This is a genomic window from Halomicrobium katesii DSM 19301, assembly GCF_000379085.1.
Taxonomy (GTDB): Archaea; Halobacteriota; Halobacteria; order Halobacteriales; family Haloarculaceae; genus Halomicrobium; species Halomicrobium katesii.
On sequence record NZ_KB905378.1, the window covers coordinates 2206484 to 2226176 of the forward strand.

At 63.3% G+C, this 19693-nt stretch carries 15 protein-coding genes and 1 CRISPR repeat array; of the genes, 5 read left to right on the top strand and 10 right to left on the bottom strand.

Features of this window, described 5'->3' with window-relative positions; translation table 11 throughout:
* From HALKA_RS0111630 to HALKA_RS0111640, 3 genes are all read left to right on the top strand, one after another.
* On the top strand, positions 1-1545 hold the full coding sequence (locus tag HALKA_RS0111630) for a DUF790 family protein (RefSeq protein ID WP_018258154.1): 1545 nt from the start codon (positions 1-3) through the stop codon (positions 1543-1545).
* A 22-nt stretch (positions 1546-1567) separates the two neighbouring features.
* A CRISPR array of direct repeats spans positions 1568-5095; the repeat unit is 30 nt; unit sequence GCTTCAATCCCACAAGGGTCCGTCTGAAAC.
* 353 nt (positions 5096-5448) lie between these two features.
* Positions 5449-5853, top strand: coding sequence for an IS200/IS605-like element ISHmu6 family transposase (gene tnpA, locus HALKA_RS0111635; RefSeq protein ID WP_015763788.1), 405 nt, complete (start codon positions 5449-5451; stop codon positions 5851-5853).
* A 1-nt stretch (position 5854) separates the two neighbouring features.
* A complete protein-coding gene (locus tag HALKA_RS0111640) occupies positions 5855-7096 on the top strand; it encodes an RNA-guided endonuclease InsQ/TnpB family protein (RefSeq protein WP_018258155.1) in 1242 nt (413 codons plus the stop codon).
* Between the two features lie 6 nt (positions 7097-7102).
* On the opposite strand, the gene cas2 is transcribed toward HALKA_RS0111640, so the two are convergent.
* From cas2 to HALKA_RS0111690, 10 genes are all read right to left on the bottom strand, one after another.
* Positions 7103-7366, bottom strand: coding sequence for a CRISPR-associated endonuclease Cas2 (cas2, locus tag HALKA_RS0111645; RefSeq protein ID WP_015763786.1), 264 nt, complete (start codon positions 7364-7366; stop codon positions 7103-7105).
* Between the two features lie 3 nt (positions 7367-7369).
* The gene (gene cas1b, locus HALKA_RS0111650) at positions 7370-8362 is read right to left on the bottom strand and encodes a type I-B CRISPR-associated endonuclease Cas1b (RefSeq protein ID WP_018258156.1); all 993 of its coding nucleotides are present in this window, start codon (positions 8360-8362) and stop codon (positions 7370-7372) included.
* A gap of 2 nt (positions 8363-8364) precedes the next feature.
* Positions 8365-8925, bottom strand: coding sequence for a CRISPR-associated protein Cas4 (cas4, locus tag HALKA_RS0111655; protein WP_018258157.1), 561 nt, complete (start codon positions 8923-8925; stop codon positions 8365-8367).
* Positions 8922-11492, bottom strand: coding sequence for a CRISPR-associated endonuclease Cas3'' (locus tag HALKA_RS0111660; protein WP_018258158.1), 2571 nt, complete (start codon positions 11490-11492; stop codon positions 8922-8924). The genes cas4 and HALKA_RS0111660 overlap by 4 nt, the downstream gene beginning before the upstream one ends.
* On the bottom strand, positions 11492-12280 hold the full coding sequence (cas5b, locus tag HALKA_RS0111665; protein WP_018258159.1) for a type I-B CRISPR-associated protein Cas5b: 789 nt from the start codon (positions 12278-12280) through the stop codon (positions 11492-11494). Before cas5b ends, HALKA_RS0111660 begins: the two co-directional genes overlap by 1 nt.
* A gap of 3 nt (positions 12281-12283) precedes the next feature.
* On the bottom strand, positions 12284-13339 hold the full coding sequence (gene cas7b, locus HALKA_RS0111670; RefSeq protein ID WP_018258160.1) for a type I-B CRISPR-associated protein Cas7/Csh2: 1056 nt from the start codon (positions 13337-13339) through the stop codon (positions 12284-12286).
* Complete coding sequence (gene cas8b, locus HALKA_RS0111675; protein WP_018258161.1) at positions 13332-15437, bottom strand: type I-B CRISPR-associated protein Cas8b/Csh1; 2106 nt, start codon at positions 15435-15437, stop codon at positions 13332-13334. Before cas8b ends, cas7b begins: the two co-directional genes overlap by 8 nt.
* A complete protein-coding gene (gene cas6 / locus HALKA_RS0111680; RefSeq protein WP_018258162.1) occupies positions 15430-16233 on the bottom strand; it encodes a CRISPR-associated endoribonuclease Cas6 in 804 nt (267 codons plus the stop codon). Before cas6 ends, cas8b begins: the two co-directional genes overlap by 8 nt.
* Before the next feature lie 172 nt (positions 16234-16405).
* Positions 16406-16906 carry a DUF7122 family protein gene (locus HALKA_RS0111685; RefSeq protein ID WP_018258163.1) on the bottom strand — a complete coding sequence of 167 codons (501 nt, stop codon included), beginning with the start codon at positions 16904-16906 and terminating at the stop codon, positions 16406-16408.
* A complete protein-coding gene (locus tag HALKA_RS0111690) occupies positions 16903-17820 on the bottom strand; it encodes an RsmB/NOP family class I SAM-dependent RNA methyltransferase (RefSeq protein WP_018258164.1) in 918 nt (305 codons plus the stop codon). The genes HALKA_RS0111685 and HALKA_RS0111690 overlap by 4 nt, the downstream gene beginning before the upstream one ends.
* A gap of 125 nt (positions 17821-17945) precedes the next feature.
* On the opposite strand from HALKA_RS0111690, the gene HALKA_RS0111695 reads away from it, so the two are divergent.
* Entirely contained in the window at positions 17946-18683 is a 738-nt protein-coding gene (locus HALKA_RS0111695; protein ID WP_018258165.1) for a proteasome assembly chaperone family protein, read from the top strand.
* A gap of 2 nt (positions 18684-18685) precedes the next feature.
* Complete coding sequence (gene sppA, locus HALKA_RS0111700; RefSeq protein WP_026190287.1) at positions 18686-19681, top strand: signal peptide peptidase SppA; 996 nt, start codon at positions 18686-18688, stop codon at positions 19679-19681.
* Positions 19682-19693: the final 12 nt, after the last annotated feature.

The window sequence follows — 19693 nt, forward strand, 5'->3', positions numbered from 1 at the left end:
GTGCTCACGAAGGACCTGCTGCGCGTCTCGCGAGCGGGCGGGGGGTACTACCCGCAGTTCGCCGACGACGCCGACGAACCGCTGGCCGCCCGCGTGATCGGCACCTACCAGGGCCACGTCGGCGAAGCCCGCGAGACACTCCAGACGGCGCTGACCGACCTCGAACGAGGGGCCGACGACTTCAAGCTCGTCCGCGGGCTGGCGAAGCTGGTCGAACGCGAAGCCTCCTTCGAGACCCGGACCGCGGTCCCACCGGCGCGAGCCCGCCGCGCCGCCTTCGAGGCCGGCGAGGCGGTCGGGGTCGCCTCCGAGGACGAGCGACGCGCGGCGATCGAACGGGCGGCCGACGGACTCGCCGTCGACGCCGCCGACATCGAACGGTCCCTCTACGCCGACCGAGAGTGCCGGCAGGTCCTGACCCGCGTCGACACGCGCTGGGAGCCCGGCGAACTGATCGCTCAGTACAACCTCTCGCTGGCACAGACCGCCCTGTTCGACGCCACTGAGGTCCGTCTCCGGTCGAGCGATCCCCGGACGCTCGTCTCCGCGGTCAAGCGCCTCCGTCTCATGTACGAGATCGAAGCCACCGACGAGGGCCGGATCGTCGTCGTCACCGGCCCGGACCGGCTCTTCCAGCGAACGCGGCGCTACGGCACACGCTTTGCCCGCCTCCTGCGAACCGTCGCCGCCTCGGCCGCCGAGTGGACGCTCCGGGCGACGATCGACGACCGCGGCACCGAGCGAACGCTCCGGCTCACCCACGAAGACGTGTCCGTCCCCGACGTCGAGCCGGTGACTGATGTCAGCTACGACAGCGGCGTCGAAGCCGACTTCGCCGCCCGCTTCGAAGCGCTGGCTCTCGACTGGGAACTCACCCGAGAGCCGGAACCGCTGGCCGCCGGCTCCCGCATCGCGATCCCCGACTTCGCCTTCGACTACGAGTACGCCGACTTCCGCGTGTTCTTCGAGATCATGGGGTTCTGGACGCCAGAGTACGTCGAGAAGAAACTGTCACAGCTGGCCGAGATCGACGACGTGGAACTGCTCGTCGCCGTCGACGAGAGCCTCGCTGTCGCCGACCAGCAGTCGGCCTCACGGACCGAGTCCGGCGATATCGGCGCGGAGATCGAGGCCCGCGACCACCGAGCCATCCCCTACTCGGGCACCGTCCGGATCAAAGACGTTCGCGACGCGCTGGGGCGATACGAGTCGGAACTGACGGCGGCAAACGCCGCGACGCTCCCTCAGACACTCACTCCCGACGCCGACGTGCTCACGCTCGCCGAACTGGCCGCGGAACACGGCGTCAGCGAGGCCGCTGTCGAGGACCGATCCGTTCCCGACCACGAGCGCGTCGGGCGAACGCTGGTCAGGCCGGCCGTGCTGTCGGCGGTCGACGACGAGATCGAGACCGGAATGTCGCTGTCGGCCGCCGAGGCGGTCCTCGACGAGTACGGGCTCGACGACGCCAGCGCCGTCCTGTCGGCGCTCGGATACCGAGTCAAGTGGGAGGGGCTCGGCGGCGGGACGATCCGAAAGAAGTGAGCCGACCGTCCCCAGCGACAGTGCTTCGGTCTCACAATGGTCCGTCTGAAACCCCAGTCGTCGGGAATATCGACAACCAAATATTGCATGCTTCAATCCCACAAGGGTCCGTCTGAAACTGTCGTTAGTTACTACGCCGGTCACTAACCATGACCGCTTCAATCCCACAAGGGTCCGTCTGAAACAGTTCGGCTCTGTCGTGTAGGTCTTGCGTAACTTGGCTTCAATCCCACAAGGGTCCGTCTGAAACGATCACTGCCGGTGCATCGCTTTCAAGTTCGGCACTGCTTCAATCCCACAAGGGTCCGTCTGAAACCACAGTTCAAGCCTGAAGTGCTTGACCTTGGCGACACAAGGCTTCAATCCCACAAGGGTCCGTCTGAAACCTACTTCCTGGCTGGCCGGCCGGACAGCCCATGGGGGCTTCAATCCCACAAGGGTCCGTCTGAAACGATCGACGTGCAACTGCACGAGCAGGGCTACCAAGCTTCAATCCCACAAGGGTCCGTCTGAAACCAAGCAACTCCGGTAGGAGCGAACCAAGCGCCCGACCGCTTCAATCCCACAAGGGTCCGTCTGAAACTCAGCAATTGCGACTCGATATTTACCAGTCAGCACAGCTTCAATCCCACAAGGGTCCGTCTGAAACCGATCCTGCCGACCACCCCGACCAGACTGGGCTAGACGCTTCAATCCCACAAGGGTCCGTCTGAAACGACTCCAGTTCGCCGGGCGTCATGTTGATCCGGTCGTGCTTCAATCCCACAAGGGTCCGTCTGAAACGGTGCGAGGGTAACTATGGCTATGGAACACAATCAGCTTCAATCCCACAAGGGTCCGTCTGAAACTCTTCTTGGTCATGATAGTACCTCAGCGATTGCACCGAGCTTCAATCCCACAAGGGTCCGTCTGAAACCTCAACGAAATGCCGTTGGAACTACCAGCACAGATAGCTTCAATCCCACAAGGGTCCGTCTGAAACTCCGCCCCTTGCACCAATACGAGACTCCCAAGCGGCGCTTCAATCCCACAAGGGTCCGTCTGAAACGATCACGTCGCGAAGGCAGGGACCGCGCTGGAGCAGCTTCAATCCCACAAGGGTCCGTCTGAAACACGCGTTGAGGACGCGACCGTGAAGCCGCTCCTCAACGCTTCAATCCCACAAGGGTCCGTCTGAAACGCAAAAATAGGCGGGACGGACTGGGGGCCGCACGAGCTTCAATCCCACAAGGGTCCGTCTGAAACACGGTGACTTGCACGTCCGTATCGGGGCCGGGGAGTGGCTTCAATCCCACAAGGGTCCGTCTGAAACGCGGACGACCGGCGAGAGTACCGGGCCAGAACAGGCTTCAATCCCACAAGGGTCCGTCTGAAACACGGTCACTGCCGAGGTTGACGTGGCCGGTCCCTATGCTTCAATCCCACAAGGGTCCGTCTGAAACTCCACGTTCTCGTTGCGCTGGGATCGCCGAGAGTCGCTTCAATCCCACAAGGGTCCGTCTGAAACTACGAGACAGATCCAACGGAGCTGGTCAAAGGCGAGCTTCAATCCCACAAGGGTCCGTCTGAAACACCGTCGCCAGTTGCTCGTTCGCGCAATTTCGCCAGCTTCAATCCCACAAGGGTCCGTCTGAAACGTCCCCCTCAACCTCCTCGATCACGTTGCTGGAATGCTTCAATCCCACAAGGGTCCGTCTGAAACCCGCCCCAGACCGGCGCTGCTCAGGAGCAGCTGGCTTCAATCCCACAAGGGTCCGTCTGAAACGCGCGCACGACGCCGCTGGGGCGGCCATCCGGGGAGCTTCAATCCCACAAGGGTCCGTCTGAAACAACCTGCCGCGTCTGGATTTGCCCGCCGTCTTGCGGGCTTCAATCCCACAAGGGTCCGTCTGAAACTCTGTTTGATGAGGGGGCGTGATTGACTGTGCGAGCTTCAATCCCACAAGGGTCCGTCTGAAACGCTCAGTGCGCTCTTTGAGGGGATGATGGAAGCGTGGCTTCAATCCCACAAGGGTCCGTCTGAAACTTGTCATCGGTGTTCTCTGGATACTCTGGTTGTTCGTGCTTCAATCCCACAAGGGTCCGTCTGAAACCATGGCGCAATGCCATCATTCCGGTTGGATTCGGTGGCTTCAATCCCACAAGGGTCCGTCTGAAACCCGTCTATATCAACGTGCCTGAATTGTGGACTCACGGACGCTTCAATCCCACAAGGGTCCGTCTGAAACTCGCCATCTATCTGGACACGCGGATCGGCGTCCCGCTGCTTCAATCCCACAAGGGTCCGTCTGAAACTGACCTTCAGTCCATTGCCGACAGGCGACACATCCTGCTTCAATCCCACAAGGGTCCGTCTGAAACCGGAGAAGACAGAGATACCAGAGTCAAAGATCGCTTCAATCCCACAAGGGTCCGTCTGAAACAAGACATTGATAACTTCCGCTGGGAAGATGAAGATAATGCTTCAATCCCACAAGGGTCCGTCTGAAACTCGGTCGGGCATTAGGTGAGCTCTTGCCGGAGTTACTTGCTTCAATCCCACAAGGGTCCGTCTGAAACTACTACCACCGCGTTCAACGGAGGTATTCAGGGCAAGGCTTCAATCCCACAAGGGTCCGTCTGAAACACAGCAGACGCTTGGAGGGTGGTCATAGTGCCGTCTGCTTCAATCCCACAAGGGTCCGTCTGAAACGGTCAGCACGACTGGACCACCTCCAGGACCTCGGGCTTCAATCCCACAAGGGTCCGTCTGAAACCCGTCTGCTTCGCTCATGCCTCAACCTCCTGCTCAGCGCTTCAATCCCACAAGGGTCCGTCTGAAACGCGTCTGATGGACGAAGGCGGCGAGAGCCGGTGGGAGCTTCAATCCCACAAGGGTCCGTCTGAAACGGGCCCGACGAGGCCCGCCAGCTCGGGCAGACGTTGCTCGCTTCAATCCCACAAGGGTCCGTCTGAAACACGTGCAACCTCGGTGGCGATCCAGCCCGGAGAGGCTTCAATCCCACAAGGGTCCGTCTGAAACCCGTTGTGTGCTTATCGTCCGTCACTCATCAGCGGCTTCAATCCCACAAGGGTCCGTCTGAAACCCAGGGCGTCGACGCGCTCAGCTAGGTCACTCATCTGCTTCAATCCCACAAGGGTCCGTCTGAAACTCGCCTTCATTTCGACCGGCCCGACGATCCAGTGCGCTTCAATCCCACAAGGGTCCGTCTGAAACCCGGCTCTCGTGTGTATGGACTCAGGGCTTCGGTAGCTTCAATCCCACAAGGGTCCGTCTGAAACACGACGCTCGACCGCCGTCAGAGGCCGCAACGACGGCGCTTCAATCCCACAAGGGTCCGTCTGAAACCCCTCGGAGACGAGGCATCCATGTTCTTACTCCAGTTGCTTCAATCCCACAAGGGTCCGTCTGAAACGTACGGACAGTGACTCGCGTCGTCGTGGTCCGGTTTGCTTCAATCCCACAAGGGTCCGTCTGAAACAAACTGGTCTACGATATCCCACTGACCAGTAACGAATCGCTTCAATCCCACAAGGGTCCGTCTGAAACCATGGCCGATTGGGCCACGTATGCACCTCTATTCGCCGTTCACACTTCATCGTTTCCGTCGACCTTCGATAGCCCCCGAACCCCCGGGGGGTCGATGGAAGTGGGGTTGTACTGCCGGCAGTATTAGCTGAATTGAGGCGCTAAGCCCCCTTCCTCAGCGAGCGCCGACCGAACAGGAGGCGCGAGCAGGGAGGGGATACAGCGTCCCCAGAATCAAAGATTCTGGTGTGCGAACGAGACGCGAGCGTCTCGTTAACGCCGCACAGTTCTCATACACAATTCGATAGAAAGCCCACAGGCCCACGTAATCACAATGTTTTTGCAGTAGGATAGTATCATATTGACTGAACCTAATGGAGTACGACCTCGACTCGGGAGCGCACTCGACGTTTTCCCTGCACTACCACCTGATACTCACCACGAAATACCGGCGCGGAGTGCTAACCGAGGAGCGAACCCAATTCATTCACGAGGTCATCAGCGGGTTCACGGACAACTACGGTGTCGAACTGACGAACCTCGACGGCGAGGACGACCACGTGCACATCCTGTTCCGAGCGAAACCAACCACGGACCTTGTGAAGTTCATCAACACGGTCAAGGGCGCAACCGCCCGCCGTATCCGCAACGAGTACGCGGACGAACTGAAAACCGAACTGTGGGGTGACTCGTTCTGGAACGACTCGTACTGCCTCATCTCGACGGGGCAGGTGTCGCTGGATGTGTTGAAACAGTACGTCGAGGACCAACGCGAGTAGAATGTACTACGCCTACAAGTACCGTCTCAAGCCGTCCGACGCCCACCGAGAGGAGTTGGACCGACACCGCAATATTTGTAGGCAGCTGTACAACCACACGCTCTACCGCCTCAACGAGTACCAAGATGAACACGGTGAACTGCCGTCCATGACCACGCTTCGGTCGGAGCTCCCCGACCTCAAAAAGTGGTGGGACGACCTCAACGACGTGTATTCGAAGGTTCTCCAAACCGTCGTGGAACGCCTGTTTGACAACCTCAAAGGCCTCTCCAAGCTCAAGAAGAACGGCTACGGCGTTGGCCAACTCAAGTGGAAGCCGCCACGGGAGTTCCGCAGTTTCACGTACAGTCAGTCTGGTTTCAAGCTCGACAAGAAGGGCGGTCAGACTGTCCTGTCACTCTCGAAACTCGCGGACATACCGATTCGGCTTCACCGCGCCATCCCCAACGACGCCACGCTCAAGCAGGTCACAGTCAAGAAGGAACCGACGGGCGAGTGGTTCGCCACGTTCGGTGTCGAAATGGATCGTGAACCTCCCGAGCCACCTGAGAATCCCGAGAAGTGCGTCGGTATCGACGTGGGGATTTGCAAGTACGCTCACGACACCGACGGTACAGCAGTCGGGTCGCTCGACCTCACCGACGAACGCGAACGCTTGGAACGTGAGCAACGGAAGCTCTCACAAAAACAACACGGGTCGAACAGCTACGAGAAGCAACGGCGGCGAGTCGCGAAGTATTACGCCGACCTCCGACGGAAGCGCCGCGACTTCCTGCATAAGTTGTCGAACTACTACGCTCGGGAGTACGACCTTGTGGCGGTCGAGGACCTGAATGTGAAGGGGATGATGGAGTCGCCGTCGAACAGCCGCAACACCGCCTCCGCCGCGTGGCGGACGTTCCTCTCGTTGCTCGAATACAAGTGTGAGCGCGAAGGGACGCACTTCGTGGCGGTCAACCCGAGAGGGACGACCAAGAAATGCGCGTCATGTGGCGTCTCGACGGAGAAGCCGTTGTGGGTCCGTGAACACTCCTGTCCCGCCTGCGGGTTCGAGGCGGACAGGGACGCGAACGCAGCGTGGAACATTCTTTCTCGCGGCCTCGAAAACGTAGGAGTGGGATACTTCGAATCAACGCCTGTGGAGACTGCGCTCCCTGTGGATACACATATATCTGCAAAGCGCGTCGTCGAATCAGGAAGCCCTACCCTCAAGGAGCGAACGGCGTCAGCCGTGTGCGAGTAGGGTAGTTCACAGGAACTGGTCGTCTGCGGCGGGATCGTCACCGAACACGCTTCGGTCGACCAGCTTCTCCGAGGAGATCTGGTAGATGATCGTCGACTCTCCGGGTTTGAGCAGGTCGTCGACGCCGGAGCGGATCTTTTCGAGATCGCCCTCGGTCACGTCTCCTTCAAGGACGGAGTTCTGGACGTGGGTGAGATACCGGCGGAGGAACTTCAGCATCTTGTGTGTCCGGTCGGCTTCCATGTCGTAGACGACGACCACGTAGACCACGCGTCACCACCACCGTTGGAACGGGACGTACTCCTCGCCGGTCAGGAGATGTTTTTTGAGCTTGTACGCCTCAACCCGGAGGAGATACTGATAGCTCACCTTCTTTCCCAGATCCGGGTGCTCGATCGTCTCGTCGAGCGTCTCTTCGTAGGCCTTCGAGTAGGTCTTCCGGCCGTGCTCGTTCAGCAGGCAGGCGTTCATCTCGGCCTCGAAATCGTCGCTGGTCAGCTGGCCGCGGTTGACGAGTCTGAAGATGACTCGATCCGCGAGCAACGGTTTGAACAGGTCGGCGATGTCCAGGGCCAGCGAGTACCGACGCTCGCCGGGCTCGTGGAGGAAGCTGACCGTGGGATCGAGTGCCGTCGCTCGGATGGCCGAGACGACGTTGGCGTAGACGAGCGAATTGCCGAAAGAGATGAGGCTGTTGACTTCGTTGTTCGGCGGATCGTACTGGCGGCCGCCGAAGACGAACTCGTCGGGCAGGATCTCGTCGAAGGTCGAGTAGTACGCCTTTCGGGCGCGTGCTTCGACGCCCATCGTCTCGTCGATCGTCTCCATCCTGTCGAGTGACGACCGGGCTTCGGTCAGTTCTGCCAGCACGTCCTCGAAGTCGTGTCCTCGGCCGTCGTAGTACGTGACGTTCGCACGCATGTTGTGGATGCTGCCGTCGACGAACGCCTGAGCCAGTTCGAGCCGGTGGGCCGGATCGTCGTAGGCCCGGACCTGATCGACGAGTGTCTGTCCGGACGTTTGGCCCCGCTTGGGCATGATCGACCCGGCGTAGTGATCGTGCCAGCCGAAGACGTGGACCGCGACGCCTTCCTGATTGAGAAAGGAGACGAAGCGGGTGTTGTACTCGATCTGACCGTGGAGGAAGATCGCCTCGGCGTTCTCGACCGGGAGGTATTTTTTCTCGCCGTCGTCGGTGATGACCCGTACCGTGTCGTCGTGGCGTTCGATGCGTCCGTCGGAAAAGACGTGGTAGTTGTCGTTCATGATCAACAGCTCCAGCAGAAGTCGTGATAGGCACACGAGTCACAGACCGGCTTCTCCTCTGCCGGCGGCGGCGATTCGGCAGTGACGACCGCGCGAATCCCCTCGATCGCCGATTCGACTTCGGCGCTCGTTTCCGGCGTCAACTCGACGGTCTCGCGGCGCTTTTCCGTGGGATGTGCGAGCACGCCGGTCTTTTCGACGCCGGTGACCCGATCGAGGTACCAGAGGTAAAACAACAGCTGCAGCCGGGCCGGTTCGGTCATCGACGAGGAGGGTTTGACCTCCAGAATCTCGCCGCTGTCGAGCACGTCGATAGCGATGATACCGTCGACGCGAACGTCGCGGCGCTTGTCGGCGTACGCCGAGTCGTCCACGTCGCTCCCGCGGACGATCGCCGGTGTGTCGCGATCGATCTCCACGTCGCGGCTGAGAAACCACAGCTCGCGCTCACAGACGACGTAGTACTGGAACATGACGCCAGTGAGCCGAAAGGGTAGTTCCGCACTCTCGTCTCTGGCGGCGGCGAGAAACCGGTCGACGGGGTCGCCAGAGGAGTCAGTCATAGGAATCGGTCGTCGACGCAGGGTTCGTCCACGGCGAGGCCCTTCGTCGCGTCGAAGTAGGAAGTGCCTCGCGCTCGCCTGAGCACACGGAGATCGGCATCGCCGAGCGGTTCGAGGTTTCGAACTGTTTCGGCCTCGGTCGAGTCTTGACTGTAGATCGGGAGCGAGACGGTGATATCTTTGGCCGCTTCGCGGTAGTCGCCGAACGCGTCGTAGTCAAATTCGTCGAGGGCGGCCACCATCGCATCGGCCAGTTCTCGATCGCCATCCGTTCGGCAGACGACCACGTCCACGCTCTCGCGCTGGCCGATCAGCGAGAGGTCCCCGAGCGCGTCGGCGTTGGCCTCGTCGACCCACTCGACGTACTCGGGGTCGCCGGGGTTACGGTCGGCGACGAGCCCGTAGTAGTGCTCGACGGCATCGCGAGTCATCGTCTGTTCGGCGACGGTTCCGTCGTCCGCACCGATCGCGTCGAGCGTCCTGGCGGTCAGTGAGATCGTACTGACGCCCTCGGAGTCGTAGACCGCCTGTGCCGGCGTCGTTGTCGTGCCCGCCGGTGGTGCGAGCCACCAGACAGTCACCGTTCCGAGGTCGCTCTCGAAGGACCGATTACACCGACCCGCCGCCTGGACGACGCTGTCGATCGGTGCGATGTCGCGGTACACCCGATCGAAGCTGATGTCGACGCCGGCCTCGATGAGCTGTGTCGACACCGCCACGAGCGGAACGTCGCGCTCGGTGAGGCGCTTTGTCGCCTCGATCAGCGCGAGTCGATCGCGCGGGCGCAGGCGAGTCGAGAGGTGGACGAGCGCCCGTTCGTTCGAACCGAGGGCCGATTCGACTCGTTCGACGAGAGCGTCCACGTCAGCCCCGTCTTCGAGCTCCAGTTCGAGACATCGGCCAACGTCGACGACCGCTTCGCGGTCCTCGATCGCGTCCGTGAGCGCAGTGGCGCTGTCGATGGTGTTACAGATCGCGAGTGTCGACTCGGATCTGCCGGTCTCGTCGAGGATCGTCCGGCCAGCGGCCTCGTAGTCCACTGTCGCGTCGGTGTCGTCGAACGCGAGCAGGGAGTCGTGAACGTCGTACTCGACCCGTTCGAAGTGGCCGAAGTATCGATCGACGTCGTCGACCAGTTCGAACGCATCGTCGAACAGGGCTTGCGACGCCGTCTCCTCGTCGGTCGCTCTCGGCTGGGTCGCCGTCATGGCGACGACCGTCGCGTCGTACTCCTCGGTGAGGATCGTCGCGATCCGCCGGACCAGCTTCCACCACTGCATCGGCAGTGCTTGGGGTTCGTCCAGCACGATCACGGAATCGTACAGCGCGGGTAGTTTCATCGACTGGCTGTTGCTCGGGCCGACGAGGCTCTCGAAGAGCTGGACGAACGTCGTGAGCGTCATCCCGGAGCGCCAGCTCTCGGCGACCATCTCCGCGAGCCGGGCGTACTCGTCGGGGTCCTCGTCTGGATCACCGAGCTTCGTCACCGTCTCTGCCAGGTGGTGGTGGATCGTCAACAGGTCGTCGCGAGCGTCGGTGTCGAACACGTCCGCGAGCTCGTCGGCCACCTGGTCGATGACGGAGGTAAAGGGCAGTGCGTAGACGACACGTTCGCCCTCGTCGCGGAGCGCCAGAGCGGCACTGAGGCCGGTCAGCGTCTTCCCCATGCCGGTCGGTAGTGTCAGCGTCGCGATCGACGCCTCCGAGTCGCGGAACCGTTCGACACCGCCGAGTACGTCGTCTCTCGCCTCGCCACGGAGCGTATCGAGCGCGGCGGCCTGACCGTCTTCGTCTGTGTCACTACCCAGATCGGCGATGTACTCCGAGAGGAGACGAGCGTCCGGTTCGGAGCCGTCGAGATCGTCGTTCTCGATACCGGCGGCCACCGTTTTGTCGGCAAACACCAGTCCGCTCCAGAGCTGGAGGAGCAACCCGTAGAACTCCTCGGACGGTGCCGAGCGGTCGCTGCCGAAGCCGAACAGAGAGACGTGTTCGTGGACGGTGTCGAACAGGGACTCGTCTTCGATGCTCTGAGCGAACTCCCCCCACGACCCGTTACCGTCGGTCGCGTCCGCGACGAACGACTGCGCGAACTGCCGGCGGTGGTCGTCGACGTTCCCGACCTGTTCGATCAGTATCCGCTGGCGCTCGTTGCTCGCCTCGCTCGTGTTCTCGAAACGCGAAACGCCGTCGACGTACTCCTCGACATCGGGGAGCCGGCCGTGGTGTTTCGCGAGGGCGACGAGGGCCGCGAGACAGTCCTCGCTGTCGTATCCCAGCCGGTCGAGGACGTAGTACCCGAGGTAGGCACCCAGCAGGGAGTGGTTCGTCCGGTCACTGGCGTCGCGCTCGCCGACCACGTACGCCTGGAACCACGTCGTCGCCTTCCCGACGTCGTGACACCGGGCGACGACTCCCGTCATCTCGGGAAGCGGGTCGCCGCCGATCGTCGTTGCGTCCGCCGAGACGACGGATTCGGCCCGCCCGGCCACGTCGTCGAGGTGATCGAGGAGTCGCGTCGCCTCGTCGCCGTCTGTGGCCGGATGAGAGATCGGCTCGGGACCCATCAGGTGAACACCACGGCTCGGTCGTCGACCGAGTACGTCGACACGTCAGCGACTCTCAGCGAGCCACCGTCCGGATTGTAGGCGTAGGAGACGAACGCACTGGTCGTGCGCCCGCCGTCGTCACGTTCCATGAACGCCGGTGTCTGCTCGATCTGGTACCGCGTCTCCGGATCGGGGACGATCGAGTCGACGGCCTCGGGGACGGTCGAGTCGATCGCGACCGTCTCACCGTCCGGTCCGTGCTCGATCGGAAACTCGCCGTGGTAGTCGATCGTCGCGAGGTGCTCCGAGAGACCGAGGCTCGGGACGTAGTACGACTCTCCCGATTCGAGTAGCGAGCGGAGCCGGTCGTACCGCTCGTCGTCGGCGAGCCACACGTCGATTCGATAGGCCGGCTCCACCAGGACCTCGTAGTTGTGCTGCTGGCGGGGCTTGGAGGGATCCGGGAGCTTGATCGAGAGCTTCCCGCGCGGGTTCAGCGACGCCATATGCTCGTCGGCCGTCGAGAGGGTGTTCATCGGGAGCTTCATCGTCCGCAGTTCGCTCGTCGGTTCGATGGCGACGAGCGACTCGCCCGGCGCGAACAGGTCGTAGTAGCCGTCGCGTTCGATCCCCAGCATCGCGGCGATCAGGCCGGCGACGGTGGTCCGGGGAATGACCCGATAGGTCTGTTTCACGATGTTGCCCTCGATGCGCCGGAAGTGCCCCCAGGGGCCGCTAACCGTAAACGACAGGCACGTCTCAGCGCCGTCGGGAAGCCCCGACGCAGTCGGTGCGTGCTCGGACACGGATCACTCCTCCGGCATCGTCGCCTTCGCGTCCTCGTACACGTCGATCTCGCGGACGGATTCGCTACCGACCCTCGATTCGAGGGCGTCGTAGAGGAACTCCGGACCGCCCGTCTCACCGTCGACGGAGAGTTCGAGGACGTCGCTGGCGACGACGTGGACGGTGTCGATCCGGTCGGACGCCCCGTCGAGTCGGTTGACGAGACTCGTCACGTCGATGCATACGTCTCGGACGTTGCGAATTTCCTCGACGGGAGCGGATTCCGAACTGTCGAGATCGATGTCCTGATCGAGCCCGCCGAGGTGGAAGCTCTCGTCGGCGTACTCGACTCTGAGGTAGAGCCGGGGCTCCTGTCCGACCTTGCTCCGGCTGATCGTCTGGTTCTTCAGCGCGCGCCAGCACAGCGTGTCCAGTCGCCGCACGTCCCGATCCGTCAGGAGCGTGCCTTCGGCTCCGTGTTCGTCGACGAGTCCGTGGAACCCGATAAAGGCGTACTGGATCCGGTGGTCGTCGAGATCGAACCCGCCCTGTGCCTTGTCGTCATCGGTCGCGATGACGCTTGTGAGGCTGTTGTACTCCTCGTTTTCCATGACTCGGTGGAGCGACTTGCCCGGCGAGAACTGGACGGGACCGGTGAAGTGATCCGGGAGGTGGTCGACCTTCTCATCGTCCATATCGATGCTCATCGTCGCGCCGAAGTAGCGAACGTCGGCGCTGTTTTCGAGGAACTGACCGAAGACGGCGTTTTCGATGTCGGCTTCGTCCACGTCGTCGAGGTCGATGTCCTTGAGACGGTCTTCGAGGAGGTCCTCGCGGGTCGCCTGATCGCCGTCGTCTTCCGTGACGTTGCGAATGTAGACGCCGTGACCGTCGTCCTGTAGCTGATCGCGGAGGTAGCGCTTGAGGCGAACGTCGGTGACGATCGCCTGATCGGTGTGGGGGTCGATCCGCGGCCGGTTCGCGCCGCTCAGCGGATTGCCGTTGGGGTTCGCGTCGACCGCGTCGTACGCGAAGACGATTTCGGACCTGTTCGAAACGGTGGGATAGTGTTCACTCATTGGTTTCTGGGGTTTCGTCGTCGGCAGCGTCGTACTCGTTAGTCGATCGGTCGTTCATGCCGTAGGTCAGTCCCAGGGCGTAGTAGAAGCGCAGATCGTCGGTGCTGATCTCCCAGTCCGACGGATCGCGTTCGGCCATGGTCTCGACGATGGCGTTCGTGACCTCCTTGTACATCGTCGAGTTAATGTTCGAGCCTTTCTTGGCCATCTCCCGGGAGTAGACCACGTCTTTGTCGATCACCTCCTGGGTGATGCGCTTGATCTTCGTCTTGGTCATCGACTTGATCGGGTACTGGTCGATGACGGTCGTCGATCGATCGTGATACCCCTGCTGGTAGGTGCCGACCTGGCCGACGAGCGTGCCGAGCAGGAACGCGCCCTTCCGTTCGGGGTCGTCCAGTCCGTCCGTCTGTTCGATGAACGATTCGAGCTTCTCGGTGCGATCGAGGGCAGCAGTGCCGCCGTCGGTTCGCGCGTGTTCTGGTTCCATAGTGTCGTAATCGGGGCCGTCGATCAGCGTCGGTTCGGTCTCGCTGGCGTCCGTCGTCACGAGGCCGGCGTTTTCCAGCGCGCACAGCTGTGCGAACTGGGAGGCGATCAGGAGTTCTGGGACTTCGTCACCGTCACGGTCGAGCAGTCGCTCGACGTAGGCGCTGACCAGTTGGTTCCGCGGCACTGGATCGCCGGCGAGGATCGAGACGTGAACGTCGATTCGCTCGTCGTCGACCGTCGCGTCGGTGTCCTCGTCGGTGAACGGGAAGGTGCCGTAGAGATAGGCCCCCGACGCGACCATCTCTCGAAACCGCTGGTAATTAGTGAGCGCCCACTCCTCGTGGGAGGGCATCGGCGGCGTTCGATCTCCGTTCCTGGCGTCGTCTTCGTCGAAGACCCAGCTGCCGGTCACGCGCTCGTGTCGCTGCCCGACCTCGGTCGGGTAGTGGATCCGACCGTTCAGCGTCTCGCCGTACACGTCGAATCGGGACATCTGGTGTTTCATCACCGCCGCGACGTAGAAGCGTAGTCGCCCCTCGGACGCCGCCTCGTGGTCGCCGAACTCGTCGTAGAGCGCCTGAACCGGATTCATGTCGTCGTCCCGTGTGACTCTGTGGAGTGCCGCGTACAGATTGGCAGTCTCTTCGGGCGTCGGTCGCCCGAGGAAGTAGGGGAAGTAGTACACGTCGGCGTTGAACGTCCGGTAGGAACAGGCGTCGAGGAACTCCTCGGCGTTCATCAGCGTGACCGCGCCGTCCTCGGAGATGGGGTGGCTCCGCCAGGCCTCGTCGGGATCCAGCCCCGGGAATTTCTCCATTTGCTTGCCCAGGAAGTAGTTGAGCGGATCCTCGGCGGTGCCGACGGTTCGCGTCCGTTCGCCGCTGACGAGATCCGTCGCCTCGCCGGCAGAGTTCGTCGCCTGCCCCTTCGAGACGAGCTTCGAGAGCTTCCGCGCCCGCATCGCTTCGTCGAACACGGAAATCTGTCCCGGCCACTCGTACTCGCCGCCCTCCTCCCGGCGCACCTGTACCGTCAGAAGCGCCGTCGTCGAACCGCCGAGCTCGGTCTGGACGGCCTCTCGAATCCTGTCGAGGGCGTTCTCGTTCTCGCCGACGGTCGCCAGTCCGCGGATCACGGCACCGTCGGGGTGGTCGTCTGCGACGCCCTGGACCACGTCGTCGGTCGCCCACTTGGTCAGCCGCTCGCAGGCGTACCGGGCCAGTTTCTCGGGATCGCTGTTGCGTCCGGAGCGGTGCGTGACGCTGTGGTCGATCCCCCGCGCCGCGTTGTACTTGCAGTGAGCGACCCGCTGTACCAGGTCGTCGGTGTACTGGGTCACGTCGACCGGCTTCTCCGCGTCGAGCGTCGGCCGCTCTCCGGACAGATCGACGCGGACGGCGATCAGGCTCTCCTCTGTCCCGATCAGATCGTTGGCCTGATCGGGCGTCAGATAGGCCGCGTAGTCGCCGCCGCCGGCCGTCGCCAGCGTGTAGAGTCGCCCGTAGAGGTGCTGGATGTCTCGCAGCGACGAGATCGGTCGCTCGGGGAGCTCGTCTTCGAGCTTCTCGGGGGGATACTCATCGTAGAACTCGTCGGGATCAAGCATCGATGTCCTCCGTTCCGGGCTGGCGACCGTCCTTCTCGGTGATGTTGAGGAACCCGAAGCCCAGCGAGTTGCGCTCGCCGAGCCCGGTGTCCAGCGCCAGATTCAGGTGGCGGCGGTGGTGGTCGTCGCGGACGGTGTAGTCGAATCGCCACTTGCTCAACACCCACGTCTCGCGCTGGCCCTGCGTGACCGTCACCGGAATCGAGAACGTCTTGATCAGATCCGCGCCCTCGAACAGATCGCCGTCGGTCTCCGACGGCCCGGGCTGGTACTCCTGACAGAACAGTCCGTGTTTCTTGTCGAGGTTGTTCTCGATCTGGTTCCGGAACGGCTCCATCGTGTGCTCCGGCCGCCAAAACTCGGCCTCGTCGTGGTCGGTGTCGATGCCGTACTCCTCGAACCGCCACGGCGGAATCCGGACCAGGACCCCCGTTCCGGTCTCGATCGTCCCCGACGTGCCCGGTTCGCCCACGTCGGTCGCCAGCCCGTTGACCGCGTCGACGCGGAAGGGCATCTCCCCGATGTTCAGCTCGCGGTCGAGTTTGAGGTCGGCCGCGACGTGGGCGAGTAACTCTTCGTGTGGCGAGGCGACGAGCAACGTCTTCTCGTCACCTTCGCGCATGTCTCCCGGCGGAAACGGGTTCGAGTACGTGAACCCCTTCGGACGGTTCTCGTCGTGCAGCGACTCGTACGCCGTCCCGTCGAGAGCGTCCCAGAGACGCCCTCGAAGCTTGTGGTGATACGTCGCGTCGTACGCCGTATCGGCACGTGCTTGCAGATGTGCGATCACTCGCATCCGTTGTACTCCCTATTTCGTGTCATTTTGTGTCATTGTGATACTCACAACCGAACGATTGTATATAAATGTAATTGTAATAAAGACTATACGGAGAAAACACTCTGTCGTCGTTGTGTTCGGAACGGACTGAACGGCGGGACGATCCCGAAAGTAGTGAGCCGATCGTCCGTTACAGCTCTCGCTGTCGACCCTTGGCGACCTGCGTCTTGAGTTCGCCGTAAGTGTACAGGCCGACGCCGAGGGGTTCGGTCGCCCCGGCGATGTCGTGGGTGACGATGAGATAGCCCCAGTCGCCGTCCCACTCGATCTCCTGGTCCTCGCCCGCGACGAAGGCGCGGGCGGCGTCCCGGTCGAGGTGGAGGACGTTCTCGCTCGCGCGGCCGCCAAAGCGCTGGACGGCGTCGGTCGTCGGCTTCCAGAACTCCTGACGAGTGCGCAGGAACGTCATGCCGAGCCCCTGGATGGGGACCGTGTCGGGTGCGTCGCCGCGGAACAGCCAGATCTTGCCGTTGCCACGCTCCCAGAAGGTGTAGGGTTCGAACACCTCGCGGGGAATGGCGAACCGGTCGGGCCAGTAGTCCAGAATCTCCTCGCGCGTCGGCGCGTCGGGGTCCTCGCGGGCCGCGTCGTCGGCCGGCACCCGGTCGAAGGTCACGTCGCCGTGGGTCATGCCGTGACCTCCAGTTTCGCGCAGAAGAACCCGCCGGTGTCGTTGTGGTGGGGGTAGATCCGGTGGGCCTGCCGGACGCTGTCGTCGTAGGATTCGCCCTGCCACTCCGTGACGCCGCCCGTCGAGGCCAGCGGGATCTCGAAGGGGACGAGTCGGCACGCCTCCGTTTCGAGCGCGTAGTCGAGCACCGCCTCGTTCTCCTCGGGCGCGAACGTACACGTCGAGTAGACGACCGTCCCGCCGGGCTTCGTGGTCTGGATCGCGCGCCGGAGCACGCCCTTCTGGACACCGGCGATGCCCTCGACGTGTTCGAGGGTCCACTCGTCGAGCGTGTCCGGGTTCTTGCGGACCGTTCCCTCGCACGAACAGGGCACGTCCACGAGTGCGCGGTCGTACTCGGCACTGTCGTCGTCACCGAACGGCTTCAGCGAGTGGTTGCGGGCGTCCTCGTGGGTGACGGCGACGCTGGTGATGCCCAGCTGTTCGGTGTTGGTCCGCAGCGCCGAGAGGCGGCCGAGGTTGGAGTCGGTCGCCACGACGACGCCGTCGTCGCCCTGTCGGGCCGCGATCTGTGAGGTCTTGCTCCCCGGCGCGGCACAGGCGTCCCAGATCCGCTCGCCGGGCTCTGGATCGAGGACGCGGACGGGTACGGCCGAGACTTCTTCCTGGCCGTAGATCCAGCCGTGGAAGTACGGCCAGTTCGCCCCCGGCTGGTCGTCGGGGAGTTCCAGGAGCCCCTCGTGCCAGTCGGTCCGTTCGACGGTGATGCCCTCGTCTCGCAGCGCCCGGATGGCCCGGTCGACGGTCGTCTTGAGCGTGTTGACTCGAACGACCGGCGGGAGCGGGCGCGCGCAGGCGTCGCGGAACGCCGAAAAATCATCGATCAGCGGTTCGTACCGCTCCAGAACGTCCATTGGCGGTGCGTATAGCGGTCGCACGCTTGTCTGTTTCGGAGTGGGGTCGCTCTGGGCGGCCGAGGCGATCGCCGAGTCGACGGCCGCCCCCGACTGTTAACTCCACGGACGCGCTGTGTTCGGGTATGGCACACATTGCAGTCCACCGTGACGACCTCGCGCTGGAATCGCCGACGCTCGTCGAGGGGCTTCCGGGAGTCGGGCTGGTCGGCAAGATCGCGGCCGATCACCTGGTCGAGACCTTCGAGATGACCGAGTACGCCTCGATCCACTGCGACGGGCTCCCGGAGATCGCCGTCTACCGACAGGGCGACCAGCAGCTCAAGCCGCCGGTCAGGCTCTACGCCGACGCGGAGCGGGATCTGCTCGTCCTCCAGAGCGACGCGCCGGTCTCGCCGAGCACCGCCGACGAGTTCGCTACCTGCTTGACGGGCTGGCTGGCCGACAACGACACGACGCCGATCTACCTCAGCGGGATGCCGACCGAACGCGAGGGGACGGCGTCGATGTACGGCGTCGGGACCGGCGACGGGACGGCGCTGCTCTCGGAGGCCGACATCGGCGCGCCGACGATCGACGGCGCGGTCACCGGCCCGACTGGTGCCCTGCTCCACGCCGCACAGCGCCAGGGCCTCGACAGCGTCGGGCTCGTCGTCGAGGCGGACAAGCAGTTCCCCGATCCGGCGGCGGCCCGCGTCGTCCTGCGGGACGGCGTCCAGCCCCTCGCGGGCATCGACATCGACACTCAGGTGCTCGTCGAACACGCCGAGGAGATCAGCGAGGCGAAGGCGGATCTGGCCGCCCAGATGCAGCAGGCAAACGACGAATCCACGAGCGCGAAGCCGCTCGGAATGTTCCAGTGACGATGTCGACGACACGCACTGTCGGCCGACTGTCGCTCGTCGCCGCTGTCACGATCGTAGTGGGGGTCGTCGGCTGGCTCGCGTTCTACGTCCTGCCGGGGAGCCTCGCCGATCTCCTCGGTGTACTGTTCGTCGTCGTCGCGGTCGTGGCTGGCGTCAAGCTCGGTGGCTCGCTCGCCGGTTCGATCCTGCCCGGCTACAACGTCGCCGAGGTTGCTGTCGAGGGGCCGATCAGTCGCGACGGCGGCGGCTCGCTCGCCAGTCCGCCGGTCGGTGCGCGTGCCGAGGACATCGTCGAACAGATCGAGCGCGCCGACGACGACAGCGCGGTCGACGCGCTGCTCGTCGAGCTGAACACGCCCGGCGGCGAGATCGTTCCCAGCGAGGACATCCGGCTGGCCGCCGAGCGTTTCGACGGCCCCACCGTCGGCTACGCGACGGACGTGTGTGCCTCCGGCGGGTACGACATCGCCGCCGGCTGTGACGAGATCTGGGCGCGCGAGGGGAGTATCGTCGGCTCGATCGGCGTCATCGGCTCGCGGGTCAACGCGAAGGAGCTCGCAGACCGGGTCGGACTCTCCTACGAACAGTTCACCGCGGGCGCGTTCAAAGACGCCGGAACCCCGCTCAAAGAGTTCGAGCAGGAGGAACGCGACTACCTCCAGTCGATCGTCGACGACTACTACGAGCAGTTCGTCGACACCGTCGCCGAGGGGCGGGAGATGGACGCCGCCGAGATCCGCGACACCGAGGCCCGGATCTTCCTCGGCAGCGAGGCCCACGAGCTGGGGCTGGTCGACGAGATCGGGACGCGGCGGGACGTCGAGGCGAAGCTAGAGGAGCAACTGGGCGAGCCGATCACCGTCGAGGCGTTCGAGCCGTCCCGCGGGCTGGCCGGCAGGCTCCAGACCGGTGCTCAGACGGCCGCCTTCGCGCTCGGGGCCGGTGTCGCGAGCGCGTTCGAGGGCGATCTCGACGGGCTCTCGTTCCGTCGGTAGGCCGTCGCCCTG

What these genes read in the sequence shown, in the direction of transcription:
- tnpA (WP_015763788.1), top strand. Translation starts at nt 5,449, where the DNA reads ATGGAGTACGACCTCGACTCGGGAGCGCACTCGACGTTTTCCCTGCAC.
- HALKA_RS0111640 (WP_018258155.1), top strand. Translation starts at nt 5,855, where the DNA reads ATGTACTACGCCTACAAGTACCGTCTCAAGCCGTCCGACGCCCACCGA.
- cas1b (WP_018258156.1), bottom strand. Translation starts at nt 8,362, where the DNA reads ATGAACGACAACTACCACGTCTTTTCCGACGGACGCATCGAACGCCAC.
- cas4 (WP_018258157.1), bottom strand. Translation starts at nt 8,925, where the DNA reads ATGACTGACTCCTCTGGCGACCCCGTCGACCGGTTTCTCGCCGCCGCC.
- HALKA_RS0111660 (WP_018258158.1), bottom strand. Translation starts at nt 11,492, where the DNA reads ATGGGTCCCGAGCCGATCTCTCATCCGGCCACAGACGGCGACGAGGCG.
- cas7b (WP_018258160.1), bottom strand. Translation starts at nt 13,339, where the DNA reads ATGAGTGAACACTATCCCACCGTTTCGAACAGGTCCGAAATCGTCTTC.
- cas8b (WP_018258161.1), bottom strand. Translation starts at nt 15,437, where the DNA reads ATGCTTGATCCCGACGAGTTCTACGATGAGTATCCCCCCGAGAAGCTC.
- cas6 (WP_018258162.1), bottom strand. Translation starts at nt 16,233, where the DNA reads ATGCGAGTGATCGCACATCTGCAAGCACGTGCCGATACGGCGTACGAC.
- HALKA_RS0111685 (WP_018258163.1), bottom strand. Translation starts at nt 16,906, where the DNA reads ATGACCCACGGCGACGTGACCTTCGACCGGGTGCCGGCCGACGACGCG.
- HALKA_RS0111690 (WP_018258164.1), bottom strand. Translation starts at nt 17,820, where the DNA reads ATGGACGTTCTGGAGCGGTACGAACCGCTGATCGATGATTTTTCGGCG.
- HALKA_RS0111695 (WP_018258165.1), top strand. Translation starts at nt 17,946, where the DNA reads ATGGCACACATTGCAGTCCACCGTGACGACCTCGCGCTGGAATCGCCG.
- sppA (WP_026190287.1), top strand. Translation starts at nt 18,686, where the DNA reads ATGTCGACGACACGCACTGTCGGCCGACTGTCGCTCGTCGCCGCTGTC.